This is a genomic window from Streptomyces sp. NPDC087215 (genome assembly GCF_044744885.1).
Taxonomy (GTDB): Bacteria; Actinomycetota; Actinomycetes; order Streptomycetales; family Streptomycetaceae; genus Streptomyces.
Map to the genome: position 1 here is coordinate 57,158 of NZ_JBIUZD010000009.1, position 24,867 is coordinate 82,024.

The following is a 24,867-nucleotide window of genomic DNA, read 5'->3' on the forward strand; positions in this document are numbered from 1 at the left end:
GGCGGCAGGCGGCAGGCGGCAGGCGAACTGTCGCTCGAATCCCTTCGGCGGTGACCGGGGCCGCCGGGGCGCGTTGGTCCGGGCATGACCACGCTGTTCACCCCTCCCGGCGGTCTCGGTCGGCACCGGCAGACCGGACCGCGCCTTGAAGAATCGGTTCCTCACCCGGTGTCGGCGCCCGCCCCGGCGAAGGCTCCCGTACCGGCGCCGGTACGGCAGCCGCTCCCCGCCGCCGTCTCCGCGCCCGCGCCCGTGCCCGTACCGGCGCGGGTCCCCTCCCTCCTGCCCTCCGACCCGCCCCTCTACCGGGCCGTACTGTCCCTCTGGGCGAGCCAGGGCCGGACCCTGCCCGGCCACCACGACCAGGAGCGGACCCGGTCGGCCCCCGGGCCCGTCCGGTCGGACCGGACCGTACGAGTCGACGGGACCCTGGCCCGACCCGGTGACGGACGATGACGAGGCGCCGGGGCTGAGGACCTCCGACGGCCCGGAGCCGCCCTCGCGCGGCACGGACGCCGTCGCGCGGACACCCGGCGCCGACGGCGGACGGAGCGGGCGCCCGTACGGACGCCGTGGTGCGCCCGGGACCGGTTCCGCTCTCCCCTGCCTTCGCCGGGGCGCCGCGGACGGCGGCGGACCGGGAGCCGTCCCGCCCCGGCGGTCGCCCCCGCCCCCGCCCGTCACTCACCCCTCACCCTCCGGCTCACACCAGCCCCAGCTCCCGCAGCGCCCGACGCCGCTCCGAGGTCGGACGCTCGGACCAGAAGACGTAGCAGACCCCGCCCGTACCGCTCCTGACCTTGCCGTTCGCGTCGTAGCGCTTGGTCCGCAGCCAGATGTTCTCCCATTCGCGCCGCCGGTAGACCCGGCGGACGGCCTCGTTGCTGGGAGAGGCGGGGTCGTTGGCGACGATGTCTCCGTCCGGGGTGAAGCCGATGACCGTCATCAGATGGCCCGAGGTGCCGTATCCGGCCCCGGTCAGCTCCTCCTCGCGGAACGACTGGGAGGTGATGGCCGGGATGCCGGCCCGGACCAGGGACTCCAGCTCGGTGAGCGAGCGGAGCCGGGTGACGACGGCGTTCATGTCGGGGTAGGAGGCCGCGTAGGCGGCGTTGAACGGCCAGTTGCCGCAGCCCTCGTACTGGTGGTCATAGGTGGAGCGGGCCGCGTGGCAGACCTGGGGGTCCTCGAAGGCGGGGTCCACCCAGGCCAGTTCCTCCCCGGAGGGCCGCCGCCCCCAGTACTCGACGATCATCTGGGAGGAGGTCGGGCTGCACCAGGCCTCGCCGCCGTTGTCGTACTCGGGGTACTGCCCGACGTGGGTGTTCTGCGAGTAGCGCGGCACGGTCAGCTCATGGCCGGGTCCCGGCTTCGAGGCCGGGACCGTGAAGCGGTCCGGGACGTCCGAGGCCATCGCGCCGATCCGCCACACCGTGGGCGTGAGGCCGCTGCCCGGGGCGCGCAGGAGGGTGAGGCGCAGCCGGTACGCGGTCAGCCGCAGCCCGCTCGCCGGGTCGTCGACGGCGAGGGTGTCGGTCCAGACCGCGCTCCGGCCGTCGCTCTGGCCGTCGACGGAGGTGCGCCGGACGTCGCCGTCGCCCGAGGCCCAGTGGCCCATGACGTACCAGGGGGTGGCGGCCCCGTCGCCGTACTCCCCGGACAGTTCGATCCGGAGCCAGGTGCCGGGCGGGGTGTGGGCGTTCCAGGAGGCGATGACCTCGGTGGCGGGCACGGCCGGGACGTGCCGGGGCGAGGTCCAGCTCGCGTACTCCCAGGTGGAGGTGCGGCCGGTGTGCGGGTCGGTGTGGTCGGTGCGGCCGACGGGGGTGTCGAGGACCAGACCGGGGCGGTCGCCCGGCAGCGCCCTCGTACCGGCGGCCGTGCCGCGCCGCCAGTCCTGGTACGAGGACCAGAACCGGTGGGCGACGGGCCCGGCGGCGGGGGCGTGGCCGTGCCTCCCGGTGCCGTCCGCCGCGCCGGTCCGGCCGGAGGACGGGGAGGAGCCCGAGGACGGGGAGGAGGGAGGGACGGCCGCCGCCGTGGCGGACGCGGCGGTCGTTCCCGCCACGGCGGCGAGGGCGGCGGTGAGGACGGTCCTGCGAGGAGTGGAACCGGTCATGGGCGGTGACCCCCAGTCGAGAACGGTGGGTGTGCGGACTCGCGGCCGGACGGCCCGGGACCGGGACCCCGGGACCGCGCGGGCGGACGACCGGGGCACGGCCCGGACACCGGTGGTGCGGGGCGCGGAAGGGCACGGCACGGACCCGGACACGAGCGGTCCGCCGGGCCCACTATCGCGGCTCCCGGCGGGCCTCCGCCAGCACCTCGCCCCGCGTCGCCGCACCGATGAGGCACTCGGCCGATGACGGTGGTACCTCGTTGACCTGCGACGGTCCCCCGCTCCCCTACCCTGGGTCCATGAACGACCTCGACCGCGCGGCACAGGCGCTGCTCCGGCTGCCGCCCTCCTGCGGACCGGTCCGGCTGGTCGCGGTCGACGGCCACGCGGGCTCCGGCAAGTCCACCCTGGCCACCCGTCTCTCCGCCGCGCTCGGCGACGCCCCGGTGCTCCACCTCGACGACCTCGCCACGCACGAGGAGCTGTTCGGCTGGACCGGCAGGCTCCGGGAGCAGGTCGTCGGGCCCCTCGCCCGGGGCGAGGCCGCCTCCTTCCGTCCGTACGACTGGCGGCTGCGGCGCTTCGGCGAGCCCCGGACGCTGCCCCCCGCTCCGGTGGTCCTCGTCGAGGGGGTCGGGGCGGGCCGGAGGGAGGTCCGCCCGTTCCTGGCGTGGCTGCTGTGGATGGAGCGCGGGGCGGAGGACTCCTGGGACCGGGGGCGGCGGCGGGACGGTCCGGAGCAGGCCGCGTTCTGGGACGGATGGACCATGGCGGAGACTCGCCATTTCGCCCAGGACCCCTCCCGCCCCTTCGCCGACACCCTGGTACGCGAGTGCCAGAAGGGTCACGAATGGATCACTGGGCCCTCCGTGACAGCGGTCGCGGACCAGATCATCACCCACCGTGACGGCTTCATGTCCGTGAACTGAGGGTCACCTCATCCGCTTCCGCAAGTGCCTCAACTCTGCTTGACCCAAGGGGCGTACAGGTCTTACGTTCTGAATGTGCGGCTTTCCGAAGCCGCCGCGGACGCGAAGCCCCCGGTTGTTCCCCCGTGATCGGGGGCTTCGTTCTGCCCCGGGAACCCTCCCCCGGCTCCTCCGTGACCCCTTCCGCTCACCCAGGGTCACCACTTCCGGATCATGCGCTTCTCCTTAATCACACGCACCCTGCGCAGGTACGATGCCCCCAGGTGCGGTCAAATCCCGTCCATGCGAAGACGGTTGTGGGGGACCCGATGGACATCGGCACGCAGGGCGCGCAGGCCCCCGCCGAACTCGCCTGGCTGCGCGGCGTCGACGCCTACACGATGGGCGCCTACCCGCAGGCGGAGGACGAGTTCCGGACGGCGGTACGCGTCGACCCCGGAATGGCGGACGCCTGGCTCGGGCTGCACGCCCTGAGGGTCGACACCACGACCGCGCTGCTGCGCATGTACAGCAACCGCGAGCGCTTCGGCGAGCAGCGGTCCCGTTACCGGCGCCCCCTGAACTCCTGGTACTGGCTCGGCTGGTGGGTGCAGCCGGTCCTGGAGAGTCCGCGCGACCTGCTGCTCGCGCACGCCTCCCACTGGCTCGACGGCCGCCATGTGCCCGAGCTCGACCGGGCCCTCGCCGGGCTCCCCCCGGTCGACACCGACCCCCAGGTGCGTTTCCTGCACGCCTGCCGCGCCTATCTCGTCAAGGACTGGGACCAGCTCGTCCGGCACACCGAGACCCTCGTCGACGATCCGCTCCTCGGCATCGAGGCGGGACTCTTCGGCGGGATGGCCCGGGTCCGCCTGGAGATGTACGGGCAGGCCGAGCCGCTGCTCTCCACCTCCCTGATGCGGTGCCGCAGCGAGCAGCCCCAGCGCAAGGAACTGCGCTACTGGCTCGCCCGCGCCCACGAGGGCACCGGACGCAGCGCCGCCGCGCTCCCCCTCTACCGGGCCGTGCACCGGATCGACCCGACGTTCATGGACACCGCCGCCCGGCTCGCGGCCATCGCGGAGTACGACGGCTTCGAGGGGTACGACGGCCTGGACGACCCGACCGGGCTCGCCACGGTCGCCCTGGGCACCGTGGGCGGGGGGCTCGGGCAGGACGCGGGGGAGGTCGTACCGGGCACCGAGCCCGACACCGGCGGCCCCCTCGGGGACGGGCTGCGGTTCGCGCCCGAACCGGTACCCCCGGCACCCGCGACCACCCCGCCCGAGACCGCCCGGCGGAAGGGCCCGCTGCCCTCGCAGCCCGCTCCCCCGCGCTTCCCTGCCGGGCCGACCGATCCGGCCCTGCTCGCCGAGGCGCTCGCCGAGCTGGAGGGCATGGTGGGGATGGATCCGGTGAAACGCCAGGTGAAGGCGTTGTCGGCGCAGCTGGAGATGGCGCGGCTGCGGGCCGGACAGGGCCTGCCGGTCCAGCCGCCCAAACGCCACTTCGTCTTCTCCGGGCCCTCCGGCACCGGCAAGACCACGGTCGCCCGCATCCTCGGCCGGGTGTTCTACGCCCTCGGGCTGCTCGGCGGCGACCATCTCGTGGAGGCCCAACGGGCCGATCTGGTGGGCGAGTTCCTCGGCCAGACGGCGGTGAAGGCGAACGAGCTGATCGACTCGGCGATGGGCGGGGTCCTCTTCGTCGACGAGGCGTACGCGCTCTCCAACACCGGCTACAGCAAGGGCGACGCCTACGGCGACGAGGCCCTCCAGGTGCTGCTCAAACGGGCCGAGGACAACCGCGACCACCTGGTGGTGATCCTGGCCGGATATCCCGAGGGCATGGACCGGCTCCTCGGCGCCAACCCCGGCCTCTCCTCCCGGTTCACCACCCGCGTCGACTTCCCTTCGTACCGTCCGCTGGAGCTCACCGCCATCGGCGAGGTCCTCGCGGCGGCCAACGGGGACGGCTGGGACGACGAGGCCCGCGACGAGCTGGGCTCCATCAGCGCCCATGTCGTCGAGCAGGGCTGGATCGACGAGCTGGGCAACGGACGCTTCCTGCGCACCCTGTACGAGAAGTCCTGCGCCTACCGTGACCTGCGGCTCTCCGGCTATCCGCACACGCCCACCCGGGACGATCTGGCGACCCTGCGGCTCGCCGACCTCATGCAGGCGTACGGCGAGGTGCTCTCCGGCCGGGGCCCGGTCGACCGGGGCCCCCAGCAGGAACCGCCGGGCTACTGACCGGCCCGCGCACGGCGGGCGGTGTCCCGGAGGACCGTGGGCCCGGAGCTGGTCCGGGCCCACGGTTCCCTACGGGGCGGGCGCCCGGTCCGGGAGGAGCCGGTGGGCCGGGTCGCGGACCTCGCCCACCAGTTTCTCCAGGACGTCCTCCAGGGCGACCAGGCCGAGGATCCGGCCCGAACCGTCCGCCACCTGCGCCAGATGGGTCGCGGCCCGGCGCATCACGGTGAGGGCGTCGTCGAGGGGCAGTTCGGCCCGGACCGTCGCCATCGGCCGCCACAGCCGCCGGGGCACCGCCCGCTCCCGCTCCTCCAGGTCGAGGACGTCCTTCACGTGCACGAAGCCCATGAAGGTGCCCCGGGCCTCGGCCCGTACCGGGAAGCGCGAGTACCCGGTACGGACGGTCAGCTCCTCGATCTCCCGGGGGGTGACCGTCGGCGGGACCGTGACCAGGGAGGCGGAGGCGAGGAGGACCTCCGTCACCGGGCGCGTCCCCAGTTCGAGAGCGTCCTCCAGACGCTCCTGCTCGGCCGGGTCGAGCAGTCCGGCCTGACCGGCGTCCTCGACGAGCCTGCCCAGCTGGACACTGGTGAAGACCGCCTCCACCTCGTCCTTCGGCTCCACCTTGAACGCCCGCAGGACCAGCCGGGCACAGGCGCCCAGCGAGGCCGTCACCGGGCGGCACAGCCGGGCGAAGCCGACCAGACCGGGGGCGAGCCAGAGCGCGGTCCGCTCGGGCGCGGCCATCGCCAGGTTCTTCGGGACCATCTCGCCGATGACGAGATGGAGGAAGACGACGGCGGCGAGGGCGACGACATAGCCGAGCGGATGGATCAGCGCGTCCGGGACCCCGACCGCGTGGAAGACCGGTTCGAGGAGACGGGCGACGGACGGCTCGGCGACCGCGCCGAGCGTCAGCGAGCAGACGGTGATGCCGAACTGCGCGGCCGCCATCATCCGCGGCAGGTTCTCGAGCCCGTACAGGACCTGCTGGGCACGGGCGCCGCCGAGCGGCTCGATCTGGCTGCGGCGGACGGAGACGAGCGCGAACTCGGCCCCGACGAAGAAGCCGTTGGCCAGTACCAGGAGGACGGCGAACAGCAGGGGAAGGGTGCTCATCGGACCGCCTCCGCCGCCACCGGGACCCGGGGCGCGGCCCCGCCGGTCTCCCGGCCGGGCACCGGGCCCGTCCGGACGATCCGGACGCGCTCGGCGCGGTAGCGGTCGACCTGCCGCACCGAGAGCCGCCAGCCCGGGAGTTCGGCCCGGTCTCCGGGGGCGGGGATGCGCCCGAGGAGATCGGCGACGAGCCCGGCGACGGTCTCGTACGGCCCTTCGGGCACGTCGAGGCCTATCCGGCGCAGGGCGTGGACCCGGCAGGAGCCGTCGGCGTCCCAGGCGGGCCGGCCGTCCTCGGCGGGCGCGGCGGCCAGCTCGGGCCGCCCGTCGGCCGGGGTGTCGTGCTCGTCACGGACCTCGCCGACGAGTTCCTCGACGATGTCCTCCAGGGTGACGACCCCGGCCGTCCCGCCGTACTCGTCGACGACGACCGCGATGGGCTGCTCCCTGCGCAGCCGCTCCAGGAGGGTCTGGACGGGCAGCGATTCGGGGACCAGGAGCGGGGGGACGGCGATCCGGCCGACGGGGGTCCGCAGCCGGGCGGGCGGGGCGACGGCGAGCGCGTCCTTGAGGTGGACCATGCCGACGATCTCGTCGATGCGGTCCCGGTAGACCGGGAAGCGCGAGAGGCCGGTGGCCCGGGTGAGGTTGAGGACGTCGGCGGCGGTGGCGTCCCACTGGAGGGCGCTGACCTTCACCCGCGGGGTCATGAGCTGCTCCGCGGTGAGACCGCCGAGGGACAGGGTCCGTACGAAGAGGTCGGCGGTGTCCTGTTCGAGGGTGCCGGCCCGCGCCGAGTGCCGGGCCAGGGAGACCAGCTCACCGGGGGTGCGGACCGAGTCCAGCTCCTCGGTGGGCTCGACGCCCAGGAGCCGGACCAGCCGGTTCGCGACCCGGTTGAGCAGGGAGATCACCGGCCGGAAGACGGCGGAGAAACAGCGCTGCGGGGTGGCGACGAAGCGGGCCACCTGGAGCGGCCGGGAGACCGCCCAGTTCTTGGGCACCAGCTCCCCGACCACCATCTGGACGGCGGCGGCGAGCAGCATCCCGGTCACCACCGCGGTCCAGGAGACGACGCCCCCGGGCAGTCCGGTGGCGGTGAGCGGTCCGCGCAGCAGTCCGGCGAGCGCGGGCTCGGCGAGCATACCGACGACGAGGGAGGTGATCGTGATGCCGAGCTGGGTGCCGGAGAGCTGGAAGGACAGCTCGCGCAGGGCGGTGACGACGGTGCGGGCGCGCCGGTCACCGGCGGCCGCGGCGCGCTCGGCCTCGGCGCGCTCCACGGTCACCAGACCGAACTCGGCGGCCACGAAGAAGCCGTTGGCGAGGACGAGGACGAAGGCCGCGACGAGCGGCAGAAGGGAGACGATCATGCCGCCGCCTCCTGGGAGGGGGCGGCGCGGGTACTACCGGACGATCCGTCCATTGCTGGAGGGAGTCACTCCTCGGGTAGAAGGGCGGCCCCGCGGGCCGCGACCGCGGCCCTGCACACGCGAGGCGGTGGTGCGCTCGGCACCACCGCCTCCAGAGTAGTCACGCGAAGGCCCCGAGGGGCAGAGGGTCGGCCCCGGACGGGGGACGGACCGGGGTCGTCCCGTACGGGGCGGGACGCTCCTCCCCCGAGGGGTCCCGGGCCCGGCGGGCCGTCAGGCCGCGGCGCCGCACGTCCCGTGGCTGTCCGCCAGGGCCCGCAGGGCGCGGGCGTCGCGGATCGCCGACTCCTTGGCGATCCCCGGCTGGATGCCGAGCGCCGGGAGGCTGGTGCCGTCGCTGAGGTCGAGGAAGACCCACGGGTCGCCGGGGCGCAGATTGACCTTGAGGATCTCCGCCCAGGCGAGTCGCCGGGTCCGGGTGATGTTGACGACCGTGACGCCCTCGGCGTCGGCGACGACCTTGGGGCGGCTCAGCAGCACCAGGACCCCGGCGAGCATCGCGGCGGTGAAGACGAAGCTGGCCTTCTCCCCCGGCCCGAGGCGGTCCAGCATCAGTGCCACGACGGTGATCACGACGAACATCACGGTCGCCATCGTCAGCAGGATCGCCCGGGTGCGCCCGGGGCGGAAGGTGACCGGCAGGGCGGGCGCGGACGGCTGGGACATCAGGGTTTCCTCGGTGCCTCGGGGAGTGCGGGCCGTGCCGTCAGAGACGGCAGGCGTGGATGGCGGTGGTGAGGATGGCGCGGGCGCCGATCTCGTACAGGTCGTCCATGATCCGCTGCGACTCCTTGGCGGGGACCATCGCGCGGACGGCGACCCAGCCCTCGTTGTGCAGCGGGGAGACGGTCGGCGACTCCAGGCCCGGGGTGAGGGCGACGGCCTGCTCCAGGTGCTCGGCCCGGCAGTCGTAGTCCATCATCACGTACGAGCGGGCGACGAGGACGCCCTGGAGGCGGCGGAGGAACTGCTGCGCCTGCGGGTGGTCGGCGTCGGCGCCCTGACGGCGGACGACGACCGCCTCGGAGGTGAGGATCGGGTCCCCGATGACCTCCAGGCCCGCGTTGCGCAGGCTGGTGCCGGTCTCGACGACGTCCGCGATGACCTGGGCGACGCCCAGCTGGATCGCGGTCTCGACGGCTCCGTCGAGGTGCACGACGGAGGCGTCGATGCCCTGGTCGGCGAGGTGCTTGGCGACGATGCCCTCGTAGGAGGTGGCGATCGTCATGCCGCCGAAGTCCTGGGGGCCGCTCGCGGTGCCGGGCCGGGTGGCGTAACGGAAGGTGGAGCGGCCGAAGTTCAGCGGGAGGATCTCCTCGGCGCTGGCGCCGGAGTCCAGGAGCAGGTCGCGGCCGGTGATGCCGATGTCCAGCTTCCCGGAGGCGACGTAGATCGCGATGTCCTTGGGGCGCAGGTAGAAGAACTCGACCTCGTTGCCGGGGTCGATGACCACCAGTTCCTTGGACTCCTTGCGCTGGCGGTAGCCGGCCTCATGGAGCATTGCCGACGCAGGTCCGGAGAGGGAACCCTTGTTGGGGACGGCGATGCGCAGCATGGGGTGAGCTTCCTTTGCCTGGGACGGGAGGGGGAGTCGGGGAACGCGTGCTCAGAGGTGGGCGTAGACGTCGTCGAGCGAGATCCCGCGGGCGACCATCATCACCTGGACGTGGTACAGCAGCTGCGAGATCTCCTCGGCGGCGGCTTCCTTGCCCTCGTACTCGGCGGCCATCCAGACCTCGGCGGCCTCTTCGACGACCTTCTTGCCGATGGCATGGACGCCCTTGTCCACCAGTTCCGCGGTGCGGGAGGTGGCCGGGTCGCCGGTCTCGGCCTTGAGCTTGAGCTCCGCGAAGAGCTCTTCGAAGGTTTTGTTCGCCATGATGGTCCTAGGGTACGGGGTGGGGGTCGCGTGTCAGCGCCAGGGTTCGCTGACCGTACGGAGGATGGTCGCGGTCGCGACGGCGGCGGTGACGGCCTCGTGGCCCTTGTCCTCGGAGGAGCCTTCGAGTCCGGCCCGGTCGAGGGCCTGCTCCTCGGTGTCGACGGTGAGGACGCCGAATCCGACGGGTACGCCGGTGTCGACCGAGACCTGGGTGAGGCCCTGGGTGACGCCCTGGCACACGTACTCGAAGTGCGGTGTTCCGCCCCTGATGACCACGCCGAGCGCCACGACGGCATCGTAGCCGCGCCCGGCGAGGACCTTGGCCACGACCGGGAGTTCGAAGCTGCCGGGGACGCGGAGCAGGGTGGGCTCGTCGATGCCGAGTTCGCTCAGGGCCCGCAGGGCTCCGTCGACCAGGCCGTCCATGACCTTCTCGTGCCACTGGGCCGCGATGACCGCGACCCGGAGGTCGCCGCAGTTCTTCACGCTGAGGACGGGTGCGCCCTTGCCGCTCATGTCTCTCCTTGTCGGTGACGTGCTTCGTTACTGGTTGCCGCAGCCGGCGGCCGGGGAGCCGTCCAGCCAGGGCAGGTCGTGGCCCATCCGGTCCCGCTTGGTGGTGAGGTACCGGACGTTGTGCTCACCGGCCGTGACCGGCATGGGCTCGCGGCCCTCGACGGTGAGGCCGTGCCGGGTGAGCGCGTCGATCTTGTCGGGGTTGTTGGTCATCAGCCGGAGGCTGCGGACGCCGAGGTCGGTGAGGATGCGCGCGCCCGCCGCGTAGTCGCGGGCGTCGGCGGGCAGTCCCAGTTCCAGGTTGGCGTCGAGGGTGTCCCGGCCGCGTTCCTGGAGCTCGTACGCGCGCAGCTTGGACAGCAGGCCGATGCCCCGGCCCTCGTGGCCCCGGAGGTAGACGACGACTCCGCGGCCCTCCTCGGTGACGCGGTCGAGGGAGGCGTGGAGCTGGGGGCCGCAGTCGCAGCGCAGCGAGTGGAAGACGTCGCCGGTCAGGCACTCGGAGTGGAGGCGGACCAGGACGTCCTCGCCGTCGCCGATCTCGCCGTGGACGAGGGCGACGTGTTCGACGCCGTCCACGGTGGAGCGGTAGCCGTAGGCGGTGAAGTCGCCGTGCGCGGTGGGCAGGCTGACCTCGGCCTCGCGGCGGACGGTGGGTTCGGCGGAGCGGCGGTAGGCGATCAGGTCCTCGATGGAGATGATCGTGAGGCCGTGCTTGCGGGCGAAGGGGACCAGTTCGGGGAGGCGGAGCATGACGCCGTCCTCGCCCGCGATCTCGACGATCGCGCCGGCCGGGCGGAGGCCCGCGAGCCGGGCGAGGTCGACGGCGGCCTCGGTGTGCCCGTTGCGGGCGAGGACGCCGCCGGGCCTGGCGCGCAGCGGGAAGACGTGGCCGGGGCGGACGAAGTCGGACGGTTCGTGCCGACCGCTCGCCAGCATCCGCAGGGTGGTGGCGCGGTCGGCGGCGGAGATGCCGGTGGTGACCCCGTGCGCGGGGGACGCGTCGACGGAGACGGTGAAGGCCGTGCGCATCGACTCGGTGTTCCGGTCGACCATCTGCGGGAGCTGGAGGCGGTCCAGCTCCTCCGTCTCCATGGGGGCGCAGATCAGGCCGCGGCACTCGCTCATCATGAAGGCGACGACCTCGGGGGTGGCCATCTCGGCGGCGATGACGAGGTCGCCCTCGTTCTCGCGGTCCTCGTCGTCGACGACGACCACCGGGCGGCCGGCGGCGATGTCGCGGACGGCCTGTTCGACGGGGTCGAGGGCGAGGTCGGTGACGTCCCAGAGGGCGGTCCCGGGGGACTGCTTGCCTTCGGGGGCGCGGGAGGGGCGGGCGCTCATGCGTGGGCTCCCTTCAGAGCGGGGGTGCGCGTCCTGAGCCACCAGTCGCGCATTCCCCAGAGGACCAGGGCGAAGTAGATGACGTAGACCAGACCGGAGAAGGCGAGACCGCTGTGGAAGGCGAGCGGGACGCCGACGAGGTCGACGAGGAGCCAGGCGAACCAGAACTCGACCAGGCCGCGGGCCTGGGCGATCATCGCGACGAGGGTGCCGACGAAGATGTAGGCGTCGGCCCAGGGGCTCCAGGAGAGCGACGGGTAGAGGGTGAAGAGGCCGCCGACGACGAGGGTGCCGAGGACGGCGCCGCCGACGAGCAGCCCGCGCTCCTTCCAGCTGGCGAAGCGGACGGCGATGGAGCCGTCCTGGGCGTGCCGCCTGCCCCGGTTCCACTGCCACCAGCCCCAGGCGGCGACGCCGATGACGAGGAGCTGCTTGCCGACGCCGCCGGAGAGGTGGGCGGAGGCGTAGGCGCCGACGAGGATCAGGCCGGAGAGCAGCTGGGCGGGCCAGGTGAGGATGGAGCGGCGCCAGCCGAGGGCGAGGGCGATCAGACCGACCGTGTTGCCGATCATGTCGGACCACAGGATGCGCTGGTCGAGGACGGTGAACGCCTCGGAGTTGAGCCAGTTCACTTGACGTTCTCCCGGGCGTTCGGGCCGAGCAGCCGCTCGACGTACTTGGCGATGACGTCCACTTCGAGGTTGACGGGGTCGCCGGGCCGCTTGATGCCGAGCGTGGTCAGGTCGAGGGTGGTGGGGATGAGGCTGATGGTGAACCAGTCGTCGGTGACCTCGACGACGGTGAGGCTGACGCCGTCGACGGTGATCGAGCCCTTCTCGACGACGTACCGGGAGAGGTGCGCGGGCAGCCCGACCCTGACGAGTTCCCAGTGCTCGGAGGGGGTCCGCTCCAGGATCGTGCCGGTGCCGTCCACGTGGCCCTGGACGATGTGGCCGCCGAGCCGTCCGCCGACGGCCATGGGCCGTTCCAGGTTGACGCGGGAGCCGGTCTCCAGGGCGCCGAGGGAGGACCGCTTGAGGGTCTCGGCCATGACGTCGGCGGTGAAGGTGCCGTCGCCGCACTCGACGACGGTGAGGCAGACGCCGTTGACGGCGATGGAGTCGCCGTGCCGGGCGCCCTCCGTGACCACGGGGCCGCGCAGCCGGAAGCGGGAGGCGTCCGTGAGCTGCTCGACGGCGACGACCTCGCCCAGTTCTTCGACGATTCCGGTGAACACGGTCAGGCTCCCTTGGGGGTGGCGGTGGACTGCGGGGTGGCGGTGACGCGGAGGTCGGGGCCGATCCGGACGGTCTCGGTGACGTCGAGCCGCAAGGCCTGCGCGAGGGTGCCGATTCCGGCGTCGGCGAGGGCGGCGGGGCCCGCGCCGAGGAGGACCGGGGCGAGGTAGCCGACGACCTGGTCGACGGCGCCCGCGGCGACGAAGGCGCCCGCGAGGGTGGGGCCGCCTTCGAGGAGGACGGAGCGGACGCCGCGCGCGTGGAGGGCGTCCAGGAGGGCGGGGACGGACAGCCCGCGTCCGGCCCTGGGGAGCCGGAGGACGTCGGGGAGGTCGGTGTCGGCGTCCTCGGCGACCGCGATCAGGGTGGGGGCGGCGTCGTCGAGGACCCGGGCGCCGGGGCGTACGGCCTTCGCCTCGGTGTCGACGACGACACGGAGCGGCTGGACGGCCCCTTCGACGCCCCGGACGGCCAGGTGGGGGTCGTCGGCGCGGGCGGTGCCGGAGCCGACGACGACGGCGTCGGACTCGGCGCGGAGGCGGTGGACGTCGGCGCGGGACCCTGCGGAGCTGATCCAGCGGGAGGTGCCGTCGGCGGCGGCGGTCCGGCCGTCGAGGGTGGCGGCGTACTTCCAGCGGACGAAGGGGCGGCCCTTGCGTACGGAGGTGAGCCAGGCGGTGTTGACCGCTTCGGCCTCGGTCTCCAGGAGCCCGCGCTCCACGGTCACGCCGGCCGCGCGCAGGGTGCCGGCGCCGCCGGTGGCCCGCGGGTCCGGGTCGCCGACCGCGTACACGACCCGGCTGATCCCGGCTTCGATCAGCGCCTGGGAGCAGGGGCCGGTGCGGCCGGTGTGGTCGCAGGGTTCGAGGGTGACGTAGGCGGTGCCGCCGCGGGCGAGGACACCGGCCTCGCGCAGGGCGTGGATCTCGGCGTGGGGGCCGCCGGCGCGCTGGTGGAAGCCTTCGCCTGCACGGTGGCCGGAGGCGTCGGTGACGACACAGCCGACGACCGGGTTGGGGCTGGTGGCGCCGAGACCGCGGGCGGCGAGTTCGACGGCGCGTCGCATGGCGGTGGTGTCGGTCTGCCGTGCCACCGGGTCCTCCTGCCTCTTCGGGCACGGACTCCGGGGCCTGTCGATGACGACAGAGAGCGGGAACGACTCCTTCGTACGGGTGCGCCGGGGCCGCGTCGCACGGGTACGCCGCGTCGGGTACGACACGGCGACCAGCGGACGTACGGCCGATGCGCCCCGAAGAGAGGGGTCACCCGCCGCGCACTGCCTCCCATCCGGACTTTCACCGTCGGTCCAGGAATCTCACCTGGTCAACCGGCCGCTGGCTGCGGACGGGTCGCGGACTATAACCGCCGGTTCGGAATTACACCGACCCCGGAGTGCGCTGCTGCTGATACAGGGCCAGTGTGCCACGCCCCGCAAGGGGCCATACGGCCCGGACCCTGTGGGCTGGCTCACACGCTCTCACAGAATTCTCTGTTGGTACAGACCTATTGACGCACTGGTCTAGTCCTCTTAATGTCCGTGTCACCTCCGAGGTAACCGGTCCGACGGCGTGCGCACTCCACGGGCCCAACACGACCCACCCCCTTGCTCGTTGTCCTGAACTCCTCCCACGCCGCGAGGCGCGGGGGAACCCCCACTCCAGGAGGACCCGATCGTGTTGTCCCCCACCGCGAAAAGAGCCTCGCTGCTCGCGTCCGGCGCGGCCGTCGCCGGGCTGCTGCTCAGCTCCCTCTCCGGCGGCGTCTCGTACGCCGCCGACAACGAGTCCTGTCGCCCCGACGGGCTCTACAAGACCCCGGGCGTCGACGTCCCGTACTGCTCGGTGTACGACACCGAGGGCCGCGAGAAGATGGGCGCCGACCACCAGCGCCGCGTCATCGGCTACTTCACCGGCTGGCGCACCGGGAAGAACGGCGAGCCCGCGTACCTCGCCAAGGACATCCCGTGGCAGAAGATCACCCACATCAACTACGCCTTCGCGCACGTCGGCGGTGACAACAAGCTGTCCGTGGGCACGGACGGCCCGAACAACGCCGCCACCGGGATGACCTGGCCCGGTGTCGCGGGCGCCGAGATGGACCCCGCACTCCCCTACAAGGGCCATTTCAACCTGCTCAACAAGTTCAAGAAGCAGTACCCGGACGTGAAGACGCTGATCTCCGTCGGCGGCTGGGCCGAGACCGGCGGCTACTTCGCGGACAACGGCGACCGGGTCAACTCCGGCGGCTTCTACTCGATGGCCACCAACGCCGACGGTTCGGTCAACCAGGCCGGGATCAACACCTTCGCCACCTCGGCCGTCGACTTCATCCGGAAGTACGGGTTCAACGGCGTCGACATCGACTACGAGTACCCGACGACCATGAAGGACGCGGGCAACCCGCTGGACTGGCAGCTCGCCAACGCGCGCCGCGCCGGACTCGTGCAGGGCTACGCGGCCCTCATGAAGTCCCTGCGCGAGAAGCTGGACACGGCCGGCGCCACCGACGGCAAGCACTACCTGCTGACCGTCGCCGCCCCCTCCTCCGGCTACCTGCTGCGGGGCATGGAGACGTTCCAGATGCAGAAGTACCTGGACTACGTCAACATCATGTCCTACGACCTGCACGGCGCCTGGAACGAGTACGTCGGTCCCAACGCCTCCCTCTTCGACGACGGCAAGGACGGCGAACTCGCCGCCGCCAACGTCTACGGCTCGGCGCAGTACGGCAACATCGGGTACCTCAACACCGACTGGGCCTACCACTACTTCCGCGGCTCCATGCCGGCCGGCCGCATCAACATCGGCCTGCCCTACTACACCCGCGGCCACAAGAACGTGCAGGGCGGCACCGACGGCCTCTGGGGCAAGGCCAGCGCGGCCACCTGCCCGGCCGGAGCGGGCCTGACCAAGTGCGGTGACGGTGCCGTCGGCATCGACAACCTGTGGCACGACAAGGACACCGCGGGCAAGGAGTCCCCCGCAGGCTCCAACCCGATGTGGCACGCCAAGAACCTCGAGAAGGGGATCGTCGGCGACTACGTCACGCAGTACGGCTTCCCGGCGAACACCACGCTGACCGGCACCTACGCCCGCAAGTATGACGCGACCCTGGTCGCCCCGTGGCTGTGGAACGCGCAGAAGAAGGTCTTCCTCTCCACCGAGGACGAGCAGTCGGTGGCCGCCAAGGCCGACTACGTGGTCAGCAAGGGCATCGGCGGCACCATGGTCTGGGAGATGGCCGGTGACTACGCCTGGAACGCCGCCAAGGGCCAGTACGAGATGGGCTCCACGCTCACCTCGCTGATGTACGACAAGTTCAAGGCGGCCACCCCGTACGGCGCCAAGAAGTCGAACAAGGCGCTGCCGACCCAGGCCGTGAAGATCGACACCCAGTTCACCGAGTTCAAGCTGGGCGACTCGAACTACCCGATCACCCCGAAGATCAAGATCACCAACAACACGGCGACGGCGCTCCCGGGCGGCACGGAGTTCCAGTTCGACTACGGGACCTCGGCCCCGGCCAACGCCTCCGACCAGTCGGGCTTCGGCACGAAGGTCATCAGCAGCGACCACACGGGCGGCAACGTGGGCGGTCTGAAGGGCGACTTCCACCGCGTCTCCCTGAAGCTCCCGGCCTGGCAGTCGCTGGCCCCGGGCGCGACGATCGACCTGGCGTTCAACTACTACCTGCCGGTGACCACCCCGTCCAACTGGACGGTGAACATCAACGGCACGACGTACGCCCTCGCCGGTGACCTGGCGCGCGGTACGACGGTGGTGGAGCCCGGCTCCACGACGCCGCCGACGACCCCGCCGACCACGCCTCCGACGACCCCGCCCACGACCCCGCCGACCACTCCCCCCACCACGCCTCCGACGACGCCGCCCACGGGCTGCACCGGAACGACGGCGTACGTGGCCGGCGCGGTCTACAACGCGGGTGTCGAGATCTCCCACAAGGGCCGCAAGTACAAGGCCCAGTGGTGGACCCAGAACGAGGAGCCGGGCACGACCGGCGCCTGGGGCGTCTGGAAGGACCTCGGCCCCTGCTGAGGCCCATCCGCTAGCACGCCCATGAGGCACCACCCGTAGGACTCCGGCGGGGACACACGGCCCTTGCCCCCGCCGGACGCCCACCGCGCCGCGCTCCCCTGTCCGGAGCGCGGCGCGGTGGTGTTTCCCGGGATGCCCCGGAGGGGGAAGCCCGTACGGCTCCCGCCCTCAGGAGCTGTTCCCGTAGGGGAGGCCCTTACGGGAACAGCTCCTCCTGGGCCGCGTCCCTGGCCCTCAGCAGGGCGCCCCTGAGGACCGCCGCGTCGCCCAGGGTCGTCGCGCGGACCTCCGTACGGAGCGGGGAGAGGGCGGCCAGCTCCGACTCCACGCGGGCGGCCAGCTCCGGGCCGCCCGCGTGGCCGGTCTCCCCCGCGAGGACCAGACAGCCGGGGTCGAGCACGGAGACCACCGCCGCCGCCCCGACGGCCAGACGGCGGGCCAGGGCGTCCAGGAAGGGGCCGTGGCCCGAGCCGAGCGCGGCGGCCGGGTCGAGTCCGTGGGAGGCGGCCAGGGCCGCGACCGCCGCCGTGCAGGCCAGCTCGTGGAAGCCGCCGTCGCAGCCGGTCGCCGAGGGGAGCCCGGAGGTGCCGGGGACCGGCAGGAAGCCGATCTCGCCCGCGCCGCCCGAGGCCCCCCGGCGCAGTCGCCCGTCGAGGACGACGGCGGCGCCGACGCCCTGGCCGAGCCAGAGCAGCACGAAGTCCTCCCGGCCGCGGGCCGCGCCCTCCCGCAGTTCCGCGACGGCGGCGAGATTGGTCTCGTTCTCGACGAGGACCCGGGCCGGGAGCCGCTCCTGGAGGACGCCGACGAGCCTGCGGTGCCAGGCGGGCAGCCCGGAGGAGTCGCGGAGCTCGCCGCTGGCCGGGTCGATGAGTCCGGGAGCGCCGACGGCCACGCTGTGCAGCCGGTCGGCGCCTGCCTCGGCGACGGCCCGCTCCAGCAGGGTGACCGCCTTCTCGACGGCTGGTCCGGTGCCGTGGTCGTCACCGACGGGCACGGACGCCTCGGCGAGGGCGGAGCCGAGCAGATCGGTGACGGTGACGGTGACCGAGCGGGTGCGGACGTCGAGGGCGGCGAGGTGCGCGCGGTCGGCGACGAGTCCGTAGAGCTTGGCGTTGGGGCCCCGGCGCTCGGCTCCGGACTCCCCCACGACATGGACGAGCCCGGAGCCCCGGAGCCGTTCGACGAGATCGGCGACGGTGGGACGGGAGAGACCGGTGAGGGTCTTGAGCTGAGTGGCCGTCAACGGCCCTTCGTCCTGGAGCAGTCGCAGGGCGAACCGGTCGTTGATGGCTCGTGCGGTGCTCGGGGATGCGGCCATGCGGCGATCCTCTCAGAAGCGTCCCGGTCGTCGGTGCCGTCCGCGAGCTATTTATCAGGCAGGGTTCCTGATAGTTTACCGGCCACCAGACCCGAGGGAGGGCCCATGGCGGCGCAGAACGTCACCAGCACCGAACGCCTGCGGCGGGCGCGCTTCGCCGTCGCCGCCGTCTTCTGCGTCCACGGCGCGGTCACCGGCAGTTTCGCCACCCGCATCCCCTGGATCCAGGAGCACGCGGGGGTCAGCGCGGGACAGCTCGGGCTGGCGCTCGCCTTCCCCGCCCTCGGCGCCTCCGTCGCCATGCCGCTCGCCGGATCCGTCTCGCACCGCTTCGGCGCCCGCCCGGCGCTGCGCGGACTGCTCGCGCTCTGGACGCTGGCCCTGATCCTGCCCTCGCTCTCCCCGAACATCTGGGGACTGTGCGGCGCGCTCTTCGTGTACGGCGCCACCGCCGGAATGTCCGACGTGGCGATGAACGCGCTGGGCGTCGAGACCGAGAACCGGCTCGGCCGGTCCATCATGTCGAGCCTGCACGGCATGTGGAGCGTGGGCGCCCTCATCGGCTCCGCCGCGGGCACGGTCGCCGCGCACCTCGGCGGCGACGCCCGGATCCACCATCTGATCGCCGCGCTCGTCCTGACCGCCCTCGGCCTCGTCTTCTGCCAGGGCGTGCTCGACGTCCGCAGCACCCCGGAGGAGGAGGCGCCGCCGCGCTTCTCGCTACCGCCGAAGTCCGCGCTGGTCATCGGCGCGGTCGGCTTCTGCGCGGTCTTCGCGGAGGGCGCCAGCCTGGACTGGTCGGCCGTCTACCTCCGTGACGAGCTGGGCGGCTCCGCAGGGCTCGCGGCCGCCTCCACCACCGCCTTCGCGCTGATGATGGCCGTCGCCCGGCTCGCCGGCGACCGGGTCGTGGACCGTTTCGGCGCGGTCCGCACGGTACGGGTCGGGGGCGCCGCCGCCACCCTGGGCGGGGTGATGGTCGTCGTCGCCCCGCACGCCGCCGTCGCCATGGCCGGTTTCGGTCTGATCGGGCTCGGGGTCGCGGTCGTCGTCCCGCTCGCCTTCGCCGCCGCCGGGCGCAGCGGCCCGAACCCCAGCCAGGCCATCGCGGGTGTCGCCACCATCACGTACACCTCCGGTCTCATCGCCCCCTCGGCGATCGGCGGCATCGCGAACGCGACCTCCCTGGTCTTCTCGTTCGGCCTGGTCACGCTGCTCTCGCTGGGGCTCGTCCTGGGCGCGGGGGTGCTCAGGACCGAGGGCCGCAGGGCTACCTCGAAGCCCTCCGCCACGGAGAGGGCCCCGGGGCCCGTCGGATAGGTCCGCCGCCCCGGGCTGCGCCCGCACGTACGAGGTTCCGATGGCGCATACCATGTGGCTGATCTTTTGCGGTCACGACACGGCCGCCGGAACCGGAGAACGGGAGCGACCTCATGAACCTCGGCGTGCGCTGGACCTTGCACGGCGACGGGCGAACACCCGCTCCCGGCGCCGTCGTCCGCCCGGACGAGCGGCTCTCCTGGCCCCGTACGGCCGGTCTCGGCGCCCAGCACGTGGTCGCCATGTTCGGGGCGTCGTTCGTGGCTCCGGTCCTCATGGGCCTGGACCCGAACCTGGCGATCATGATGTCGGGCGTGGCGACCGTGATCTTCCTGCTCGCCACGCGCGGCACGGTCCCCTCGTACCTGGGCTGCTCGCTCTCCTTCGTCGGGGTCGCCGCCGCGATCCGTGCCTCGGGCGGCAGCAGCGCCACCGTGACCGGCGCGGTGTTCGTGGTCGGCGCGGTGCTCTTCCTCGCCGGGCTCGCGGTCCGCAAGTTCGGGGCGCGGATCATCCACGCGGCGATGCCGCCGGTGGTGACGGGCGCCGTGGTCATGCTGATCGGCTTCAACCTGGCGCCGGTCACCGCCTCCACCTACTGGCCGCAGGACCAGTGGACGGCGCTCCTGGTGATGCTGTTCACCGGTCTGGCCGTGGTGTGTCTGCGGGGCTTCTGGTCCCGGATCGCGATCTTCCTCGGTCTGCTCTTCGGCTACGGCATCTCCTGGGTCTTCGACCTCGTCTTCGGCAAGATCCACTCGATGTCCCCGTCCGGTCAGGTCGCCGACCACTGGCGGCTCGACCTGTCGGGCGTCGGCAAGGCCGACTGGATCGGTCTGCCGTCGTTCCACGGCCCCAGCTTCGAGTGGTCCGCGATCCTGGTCGCGCTGCCCGTCGTCATCGCCCTGATCGCCGAGAACGCCGGTCACGTCAAGGCCGTCGGCGAGATGACCGGCAAGCCGCTGGACGACCAGCTCGGCACGGCCATCGCCGCCGACGGCGCCGCCTCGATGCTGTCGACCGCGGTCGGCGGTCCGCCGAACACCACGTACTCCGAGAACATCGGCGTCATGGCCGCCACCCGGGTCTACTCGACCGCCGCCTACTGGGCCGCCGCCGGTTTCGCCCTGCTCTTCGGCCTCTGCCCGAAGTTCGGCGCGATCGTCGCCGCCATCCCCGGCGGTGTCCTCGGCGGCATCACCGTGATCCTGTACGGCATGATCGGCCTGCTCGGCGCGCAGATCTGGATCAACGCCAAGGTCGACCTGCGCAACCCGCTCAACCTGGTGCCCGCCGCCGCGGGCATCATCATCGGCGTCGGCGGTGTGAAGCTGACCTTCACCGACACCTTCGAGCTGGGCGGCATCGCGCTCGGCACGATCGTCGTCATCACCGGCTACCACGTACTGCGCGCCTTCGCCCCGGCCCACCTCAAGGAGCAGGAACCGCTCCTCGACTCCGGCACCAGCTCGTACGAGGGCACCCCGGGCGACGGGACCGGGACCCCGACGAAGGACTGAGCGTTCGCCCGTTCTGGGTAAGCCGGTCCAGGGGAGTTCCCTCCGGGCCCGGCTGCTGGGAGCCTGCCCCCATGGAGCGGACCCAGCGGCGGTGGCAGGTACCGGCCGACCCGAGCGAGCCGAGCGGCACGAGCGGCCGGAACGGGCGGGACGGCCGCGACGGCCCGGCGACGGAGCGGGACGGGCGGCCGCTCGGCCCGTTCCTCGCGGTCGACCCGGTCCTGGAACGGATGCGGGCGCTGCGCTCCGCCTGGCACCCGGCCGACGGCGTCGCCGTCTTCAACCGGGTCTATCTGACCGTGACCGAGGAGATCGGGCACGCCGTCGAGGCGGGCGGCTTCCCCGACCGGCGGGCCGTCGGCACCCTCGGCACGCGGTTCGCCGAGCGCTATCTCGCGGCGGTCGACGCCGTCACGGACGGCGCTCCCGCCCCCGCCTGCTGGCGGCCCCTCTTCCACTTCCGCCGCCATCCCGGCGTACGGCCGCTCCAGTTCGCGCTGGCCGGGATCAACGCCCACATCGGCCACGACCTGGCCCTCGCGGTGGTCGACGCCTGTCAGGACCTGGAGTGCGCCCCCGCCGACCTGGAGGACGAGTACGACCGGGTCGGGGACGTCCTGGTCCTCCTGGAGGAGCGCATCCGGGAGGAGCTGATGCCGGGCCCGGACCTCCTGGAGATCGCGGACCCGCTCACCCATCTGCTCGGCTGCTGGAGCCTGGACCGGGCCAGGGACGGGTCCTGGCTCGCGGCCCGCTCGCTGTGGCAGCTGCGCGCCCTGCCCGGTCTCGCGGAGGAGTTCACCGAGCGGCTCGACCGGTCGGTGGGCCTGGTGGGACGGATGCTGCTCACGCCCCTGACCAGACCCTGAACCGGGCGTCCCGCTCCCCTGACCGCGCCCGGTCCGGACGGCCCGCTCCCCGCGCGGACCCGGGATGCGGGGCGGCTCGCTCCCCTCCCGCGCCCGCGCTTCGGGCGGTTCAGTCCTCCGGCAGCTCGACCGGGGCGATCTCGTCGTACACGTCGCCGGGACCGGGGTTGGTCGCGTCCGTGCCGCCGCCGAAGTGGTGCATCACGCCCCACACCGCGTTGAGCGCCGTCTGCACCGCGCCCTCGGCCCAGCCCGCCGTCCAGGAGATGTCGTCGCCCGCGAGGAAGATGCCCCGCTTGTCCTCGGGCAGCCGGTCCTGCATGAAGTGGGTGAAGAGACGGCGCTGGTAGCGGTAGTGCCCCGGCAGGTTCGCCTTGAAGGCGCCCATGAAGTAGGGCTCGTTCTCCCAGGACACGGTCACCGGGTTGCCGATGACGTGCTTGCGGATGTCGACGTCCGGGTAGATCTCGCCGAGCGACTTCAGCATGACCTCCATCCGCTCGTTCGCCGAGAGCGGCAGCCACTTCAGGCTGTCGTCGCACCAGGTGTACGAGAGGCAGATCACGGCCGGCTTGTCCGGGCCGTCGTCCAGGAGGTAGGTGCCGCGGGTCATCCGGTCGGTCAGCGTCATCGACATGACGTCCCGGCCCGTCCGCTCGTCCTTGTCCAGCCAGAACGGCCGGTCGACCGGGACGAACAGCTTCGACGACTCCATGTAGTGGGTGCGCTCGATCGCCGTCCAGTGGTCGATCGGGAAGAGCGAGTCGTCGCAGGCGATCTTGGACAGCAGCATCCAGGACTGGGCGGTGAAGACCGCCGCCGGGTAGGTGCGGATGTCGCCGGAGGCGTCCGTGACGGTGATCCGGTTCCCCGCCGTGCGGTTCAGCCGGGTCACGGCCGGCCTCGGGGCGCCCCCGTGGAGGGAGCTGAGCGAAGTGCCCTGCGCCCAGTGCACGATCTTCTCCGGGGCGCGCTCCCACAGGCGCAGCGGCAGCTGCTGCGAACCGCCGACGATGCCGCGGTGGTGGTCGTCGGCCTCGGTGTAGACGACGCGGAGGATCTCCAGGATGGAGTTGGGGAAGTCGGTGTCCCAGCCGCCGGTGCCGAAGCCGACCTGGCCGAAGATCTCGCGGTGCCGGAAGGACCTGAAGGACTCCGCGTCGCACAGGAAGCCGTAGAAGGTCTGGTTGTCGAGCTTCTCGACGAGCCGCGACCAGATCTTCCGGATGCGCGGGACGTCCCGCTCGCGCATGGCACGGTTCATGTCGGAGAAGTCGGCGCCCTCTTCGAGACAGGCGTTCCAGGCGTTCATCACATCGCGGTAGACCTGCGGCAGGTCGTCGACGGTGGTGGCGTAGTGGGACTCGCCCTTGAGGTCGACGACGGTCGACGGGGTCGCCTCGGCGAGCGGGTTCGGGAACGGCGTGGTCTCAAGGCCCACCAGGTCGATGTAGTGCTGGAGCGCGGTCGAGGAGGGCGGGAAGCGCATGGCGCCCATCTCGGCGGTGAGGCCCTCGGTGGCGGTGCCCTCGAAGCCGACCGTGCGCAGTCGGCCGCCGATCTGGTCGGCCTCGTAGACGACCGGCCGCAGACCCATCTTCATCAGCTCGTACGCGGCGATGACGCCGGAGAGCCCGCCGCCGATGACCGCGACCTCGGTGCCGTGCCCGGTGGCCGGTATCTGGCCGAGTCCGGCCGGGTGGGCCAGGAAGTCGTCGTAGGCGTACGGGAAGTCCGGACCGAACATGGTGATCGGCGGCTGGCCGTCGCTGTGCGGGACGGCTGTCGTGGGCACCGTGGACGTCATGGGGTACGGACTCCTTGCGCGGATGGGGAAGGGTGGAGACGGGCGGCGGGGGCGGCCGGTCGGACGAGGGGGCCGTAGAGCCCGGGGCGCCGGTCGGCGAGGTAGGGGTTGGCCGCCCGGGAGACCGCCAGGAAGCCGGGGTCGACATCGCCGAGGACGAGGTCCTCGCCCCGCCCCGCGCGGGCGCGGGCGGTGCCGTCGGGGGCGGCGAGGGTGGACAGGCCGACGAACTCGAACTCGCCCTCGGGGCCGGTCCGGTTGGCGTACGCGATGTAGAGCTGGTTCTCGAAGGCGCGCACCGGGACGACGGACTCGGCGACGACCTCGGCGGGGTGCATGAGCGCGGTGGGGACGAGGAGGAGGTCGGTCCCGGCCAGCGCCTGCGCCCGGACGTTCTCCGGGAACTCGACGTCGTAGCAGATCATCAGGCCGACGGTGAGCCCGCCGAGCCGGGCCTGGACGACGCCCTCGTCGCCGGGCGTGAACCAGTGGTGCTCGAAGTCGCCGTACAGATGGGTCTTGCGGTAGTGCGCGAGCGGCTCGCCGTCGGCGCCGATGAGCTGGGCCGCGTTGTGGAGGACGCCGTGGCGCTCGGTGGACCGCTCCGGGTAGCCGTAGGCCACGGCCAGGCCGTGGCGCACGGCGACGGCGGCGACGGCACGGGCGGAGGGCCCGTCGGCGGGCTCTGCGAGGCGTCCCGTGTCGGCGCCGATGGCGTATCCGGTGAGGAAGAGCTCGGGGGTGAGCAGCAGGCCCGCTCCGGCGGCGGCGGCGCGGGCCGCGGCCTCGTCGAGGAGCTTGAGGTTGGCGGCCACGTCACCGGGCTCGCCGGAGCTCTGGAGCAGGGCGGTGCGCAGCGCGGACATGCGTGGTCCTCGGGGGGTTCGGAGTATGGGGGAGACGTCAGAAACGGTACGGTTCCGGACTCCATCGGGACAAGGCGGCAGCGTTGCGGACCGACCGCCGAACCGTTGCGCGATCGGCGGGTGCGGCGGTGATTCGTTGCGTACGGCTCCGCCCGGGGCCGTACGGGTCCCCCTGCCGCGCGGCGGAGGGAGGGACCGGCCTTGCGGCCCGGCGTCCCGCGGTCGGCGCGGCTGGATCCGGGGGAGGAGTTCCCGGAGTTGCCACCGTGGGTGAGCGCGGCCCCCTTCGAGAAGGGGC

The 24,867-nt window shown here is 72.6% G+C and carries 21 protein-coding genes and 1 riboswitch; of the genes, 7 read left to right on the forward strand and 14 right to left on the reverse strand.

Going from position 1 to position 24,867, the window contains the following annotated elements; genetic code table 11:
* Positions 1 to 84 precede the first annotated feature (84 nt).
* Complete coding sequence (locus tag ACIO92_RS22510; RefSeq protein WP_402282356.1) at positions 85 to 456, forward strand: hypothetical protein; 372 nt, start codon at positions 85 to 87, stop codon at positions 454 to 456.
* 247 nt (positions 457 to 703) lie between these two features.
* Here ACIO92_RS22510 and ACIO92_RS22515 read toward each other — a convergent pair whose 3' ends face one another.
* The gene (locus ACIO92_RS22515; protein ID WP_402282358.1) at positions 704 to 2,119 is read right to left on the reverse strand and encodes a peptidase C39 family protein; all 1,416 of its coding nucleotides are present in this window, start codon (positions 2,117 to 2,119) and stop codon (positions 704 to 706) included.
* A 299-nt stretch (positions 2,120 to 2,418) separates the two neighbouring features.
* Between ACIO92_RS22515 and ACIO92_RS22520 the strand changes: the two genes are divergently transcribed.
* Positions 2,419 to 3,048: a hypothetical protein gene (locus ACIO92_RS22520; RefSeq protein ID WP_366442525.1), complete on the forward strand. Its 630-nt coding sequence runs from the start codon at positions 2,419 to 2,421 to the stop codon at positions 3,046 to 3,048.
* Positions 3,049 to 3,356: 308 nt separating this feature from the next.
* Complete coding sequence (locus ACIO92_RS22525) at positions 3,357 to 5,279, forward strand: AAA family ATPase (RefSeq protein WP_366442524.1); 1,923 nt, start codon at positions 3,357 to 3,359, stop codon at positions 5,277 to 5,279.
* A 69-nt stretch (positions 5,280 to 5,348) separates the two neighbouring features.
* Here ACIO92_RS22525 and ACIO92_RS22530 read toward each other — a convergent pair whose 3' ends face one another.
* From ACIO92_RS22530 to ribD, 10 genes are all read right to left on the reverse strand, one after another.
* On the reverse strand, positions 5,349 to 6,398 hold the full coding sequence (locus ACIO92_RS22530; RefSeq protein ID WP_366442523.1) for a hemolysin family protein: 1,050 nt from the start codon (positions 6,396 to 6,398) through the stop codon (positions 5,349 to 5,351).
* Positions 6,395 to 7,771: a hemolysin family protein gene (locus ACIO92_RS22535; protein WP_366442522.1), complete on the reverse strand. Its 1,377-nt coding sequence runs from the start codon at positions 7,769 to 7,771 to the stop codon at positions 6,395 to 6,397. The genes ACIO92_RS22530 and ACIO92_RS22535 overlap by 4 nt, the downstream gene beginning before the upstream one ends.
* Positions 7,772 to 8,044: 273 nt before the next feature.
* Positions 8,045 to 8,497 carry a PH domain-containing protein gene (locus ACIO92_RS22540; RefSeq protein ID WP_366442521.1) on the reverse strand — a complete coding sequence of 151 codons (453 nt, stop codon included), beginning with the start codon at positions 8,495 to 8,497 and terminating at the stop codon, positions 8,045 to 8,047.
* A gap of 40 nt (positions 8,498 to 8,537) precedes the next feature.
* Positions 8,538 to 9,386, reverse strand: coding sequence for an ATP phosphoribosyltransferase (gene hisG, locus ACIO92_RS22545; protein ID WP_366442520.1), 849 nt, complete (start codon positions 9,384 to 9,386; stop codon positions 8,538 to 8,540).
* Between the two features lie 51 nt (positions 9,387 to 9,437).
* Positions 9,438 to 9,710 (reverse strand): phosphoribosyl-ATP diphosphatase, encoded by a 273-nt coding sequence (locus ACIO92_RS22550; protein WP_030551960.1) that lies wholly within the window; start codon positions 9,708 to 9,710, stop codon positions 9,438 to 9,440.
* A gap of 33 nt (positions 9,711 to 9,743) precedes the next feature.
* Positions 9,744 to 10,229: a 6,7-dimethyl-8-ribityllumazine synthase gene (gene ribH, locus ACIO92_RS22555; protein ID WP_351787657.1), complete on the reverse strand. Its 486-nt coding sequence runs from the start codon at positions 10,227 to 10,229 to the stop codon at positions 9,744 to 9,746.
* A 27-nt stretch (positions 10,230 to 10,256) separates the two neighbouring features.
* A complete protein-coding gene (locus tag ACIO92_RS22560; protein ID WP_366442519.1) occupies positions 10,257 to 11,573 on the reverse strand; it encodes a bifunctional 3,4-dihydroxy-2-butanone-4-phosphate synthase/GTP cyclohydrolase II in 1,317 nt (438 codons plus the stop codon).
* Positions 11,570 to 12,145 (reverse strand): nicotinamide mononucleotide transporter family protein, encoded by a 576-nt coding sequence (locus tag ACIO92_RS22565; protein ID WP_366442541.1) that lies wholly within the window; start codon positions 12,143 to 12,145, stop codon positions 11,570 to 11,572. Before ACIO92_RS22565 ends, ACIO92_RS22560 begins: the two co-directional genes overlap by 4 nt.
* A gap of 56 nt (positions 12,146 to 12,201) precedes the next feature.
* A complete protein-coding gene (locus ACIO92_RS22570) occupies positions 12,202 to 12,810 on the reverse strand; it encodes a riboflavin synthase (RefSeq protein ID WP_366442518.1) in 609 nt (202 codons plus the stop codon).
* Positions 12,811 to 12,812: 2 nt separating this feature from the next.
* A complete protein-coding gene (gene ribD / locus ACIO92_RS22575) occupies positions 12,813 to 13,877 on the reverse strand; it encodes a bifunctional diaminohydroxyphosphoribosylaminopyrimidine deaminase/5-amino-6-(5-phosphoribosylamino)uracil reductase RibD (protein ID WP_401237877.1) in 1,065 nt (354 codons plus the stop codon).
* Positions 13,878 to 14,080: 203 nt separating this feature from the next.
* A riboswitch (FMN riboswitch) is annotated at positions 14,081 to 14,211 on the reverse strand.
* 273 nt (positions 14,212 to 14,484) lie between these two features.
* Here ribD and ACIO92_RS22580 point away from each other — a divergent pair.
* Positions 14,485 to 16,866, forward strand: coding sequence for a chitinase C-terminal domain-containing protein (locus tag ACIO92_RS22580; protein WP_366442516.1), 2,382 nt, complete (start codon positions 14,485 to 14,487; stop codon positions 16,864 to 16,866).
* 196 nt (positions 16,867 to 17,062) lie between these two features.
* On the opposite strand, the gene ACIO92_RS22585 is transcribed toward ACIO92_RS22580, so the two are convergent.
* Positions 17,063 to 18,187 carry an ROK family transcriptional regulator gene (locus tag ACIO92_RS22585; RefSeq protein ID WP_402282363.1) on the reverse strand — a complete coding sequence of 375 codons (1,125 nt, stop codon included), beginning with the start codon at positions 18,185 to 18,187 and terminating at the stop codon, positions 17,063 to 17,065.
* Between the two features lie 105 nt (positions 18,188 to 18,292).
* Between ACIO92_RS22585 and ACIO92_RS22590 the strand changes: the two genes are divergently transcribed.
* The 3 genes from ACIO92_RS22590 to ACIO92_RS22600 all read left to right on the forward strand — a co-directional run bounded on the left by ACIO92_RS22590 (position 18,293) and on the right by ACIO92_RS22600 (position 21,896).
* On the forward strand, positions 18,293 to 19,507 hold the full coding sequence (locus ACIO92_RS22590; RefSeq protein ID WP_402282364.1) for an MFS transporter: 1,215 nt from the start codon (positions 18,293 to 18,295) through the stop codon (positions 19,505 to 19,507).
* A gap of 113 nt (positions 19,508 to 19,620) precedes the next feature.
* Positions 19,621 to 21,027 (forward strand): solute carrier family 23 protein, encoded by a 1,407-nt coding sequence (locus tag ACIO92_RS22595; RefSeq protein ID WP_366442513.1) that lies wholly within the window; start codon positions 19,621 to 19,623, stop codon positions 21,025 to 21,027.
* Positions 21,028 to 21,098: 71 nt separating this feature from the next.
* Positions 21,099 to 21,896, forward strand: coding sequence for a DUF5995 family protein (locus ACIO92_RS22600; protein WP_401237804.1), 798 nt, complete (start codon positions 21,099 to 21,101; stop codon positions 21,894 to 21,896).
* A 109-nt stretch (positions 21,897 to 22,005) separates the two neighbouring features.
* On the opposite strand, the gene ACIO92_RS22605 is transcribed toward ACIO92_RS22600, so the two are convergent.
* Both ACIO92_RS22605 and ACIO92_RS22610 read right to left on the reverse strand, forming a co-directional pair.
* Positions 22,006 to 23,703, reverse strand: a complete 1,698-nt coding sequence (locus ACIO92_RS22605; RefSeq protein WP_402282367.1) for a flavin monoamine oxidase family protein — start codon at positions 23,701 to 23,703, stop codon at positions 22,006 to 22,008.
* The gene (locus ACIO92_RS22610) at positions 23,700 to 24,569 is read right to left on the reverse strand and encodes a carbon-nitrogen hydrolase family protein (protein ID WP_366442510.1); all 870 of its coding nucleotides are present in this window, start codon (positions 24,567 to 24,569) and stop codon (positions 23,700 to 23,702) included. The genes ACIO92_RS22605 and ACIO92_RS22610 overlap by 4 nt, the downstream gene beginning before the upstream one ends.
* Between the last annotated feature and the right edge of the window lie 298 nt (positions 24,570 to 24,867).

Bases quoted from the DNA above. Each gene is read 5' to 3' on its own strand.
- hisG (WP_366442520.1), bottom strand. From the start codon at position 9,386: ATGCTGCGCATCGCCGTCCCCAACAAGGGTTCCCTCTCCGGACCTGCG.
- ACIO92_RS22585 (WP_402282363.1), bottom strand. From the start codon at position 18,187: ATGGCCGCATCCCCGAGCACCGCACGAGCCATCAACGACCGGTTCGCC.
- ACIO92_RS22605 (WP_402282367.1), bottom strand. From the start codon at position 23,703: ATGACGTCCACGGTGCCCACGACAGCCGTCCCGCACAGCGACGGCCAG.
- ribH (WP_351787657.1), bottom strand. From the start codon at position 10,229: ATGAGCGGCAAGGGCGCACCCGTCCTCAGCGTGAAGAACTGCGGCGAC.
- ACIO92_RS22610 (WP_366442510.1), bottom strand. From the start codon at position 24,569: ATGTCCGCGCTGCGCACCGCCCTGCTCCAGAGCTCCGGCGAGCCCGGT.
- ACIO92_RS22540 (WP_366442521.1), bottom strand. From the start codon at position 8,497: ATGTCCCAGCCGTCCGCGCCCGCCCTGCCGGTCACCTTCCGCCCCGGG.
- ACIO92_RS22595 (WP_366442513.1), top strand. From the start codon at position 19,621: ATGAACCTCGGCGTGCGCTGGACCTTGCACGGCGACGGGCGAACACCC.
- ACIO92_RS22590 (WP_402282364.1), top strand. From the start codon at position 18,293: ATGGCGGCGCAGAACGTCACCAGCACCGAACGCCTGCGGCGGGCGCGC.
- ACIO92_RS22600 (WP_401237804.1), top strand. From the start codon at position 21,099: ATGGAGCGGACCCAGCGGCGGTGGCAGGTACCGGCCGACCCGAGCGAG.
- ACIO92_RS22520 (WP_366442525.1), top strand. From the start codon at position 2,419: ATGAACGACCTCGACCGCGCGGCACAGGCGCTGCTCCGGCTGCCGCCC.
- ACIO92_RS22560 (WP_366442519.1), bottom strand. From the start codon at position 11,573: ATGAGCGCCCGCCCCTCCCGCGCCCCCGAAGGCAAGCAGTCCCCCGGG.
- ACIO92_RS22510 (WP_402282356.1), top strand. From the start codon at position 85: ATGACCACGCTGTTCACCCCTCCCGGCGGTCTCGGTCGGCACCGGCAG.
- ACIO92_RS22535 (WP_366442522.1), bottom strand. From the start codon at position 7,771: ATGATCGTCTCCCTTCTGCCGCTCGTCGCGGCCTTCGTCCTCGTCCTC.
- ACIO92_RS22515 (WP_402282358.1), bottom strand. From the start codon at position 2,119: ATGACCGGTTCCACTCCTCGCAGGACCGTCCTCACCGCCGCCCTCGCC.
- ACIO92_RS22530 (WP_366442523.1), bottom strand. From the start codon at position 6,398: ATGAGCACCCTTCCCCTGCTGTTCGCCGTCCTCCTGGTACTGGCCAAC.
- ACIO92_RS22550 (WP_030551960.1), bottom strand. From the start codon at position 9,710: ATGGCGAACAAAACCTTCGAAGAGCTCTTCGCGGAGCTCAAGCTCAAG.
- ACIO92_RS22525 (WP_366442524.1), top strand. From the start codon at position 3,357: ATGGACATCGGCACGCAGGGCGCGCAGGCCCCCGCCGAACTCGCCTGG.
- ribD (WP_401237877.1), bottom strand. From the start codon at position 13,877: ATGCGACGCGCCGTCGAACTCGCCGCCCGCGGTCTCGGCGCCACCAGC.
- ACIO92_RS22565 (WP_366442541.1), bottom strand. From the start codon at position 12,145: ATGATCGGCAACACGGTCGGTCTGATCGCCCTCGCCCTCGGCTGGCGC.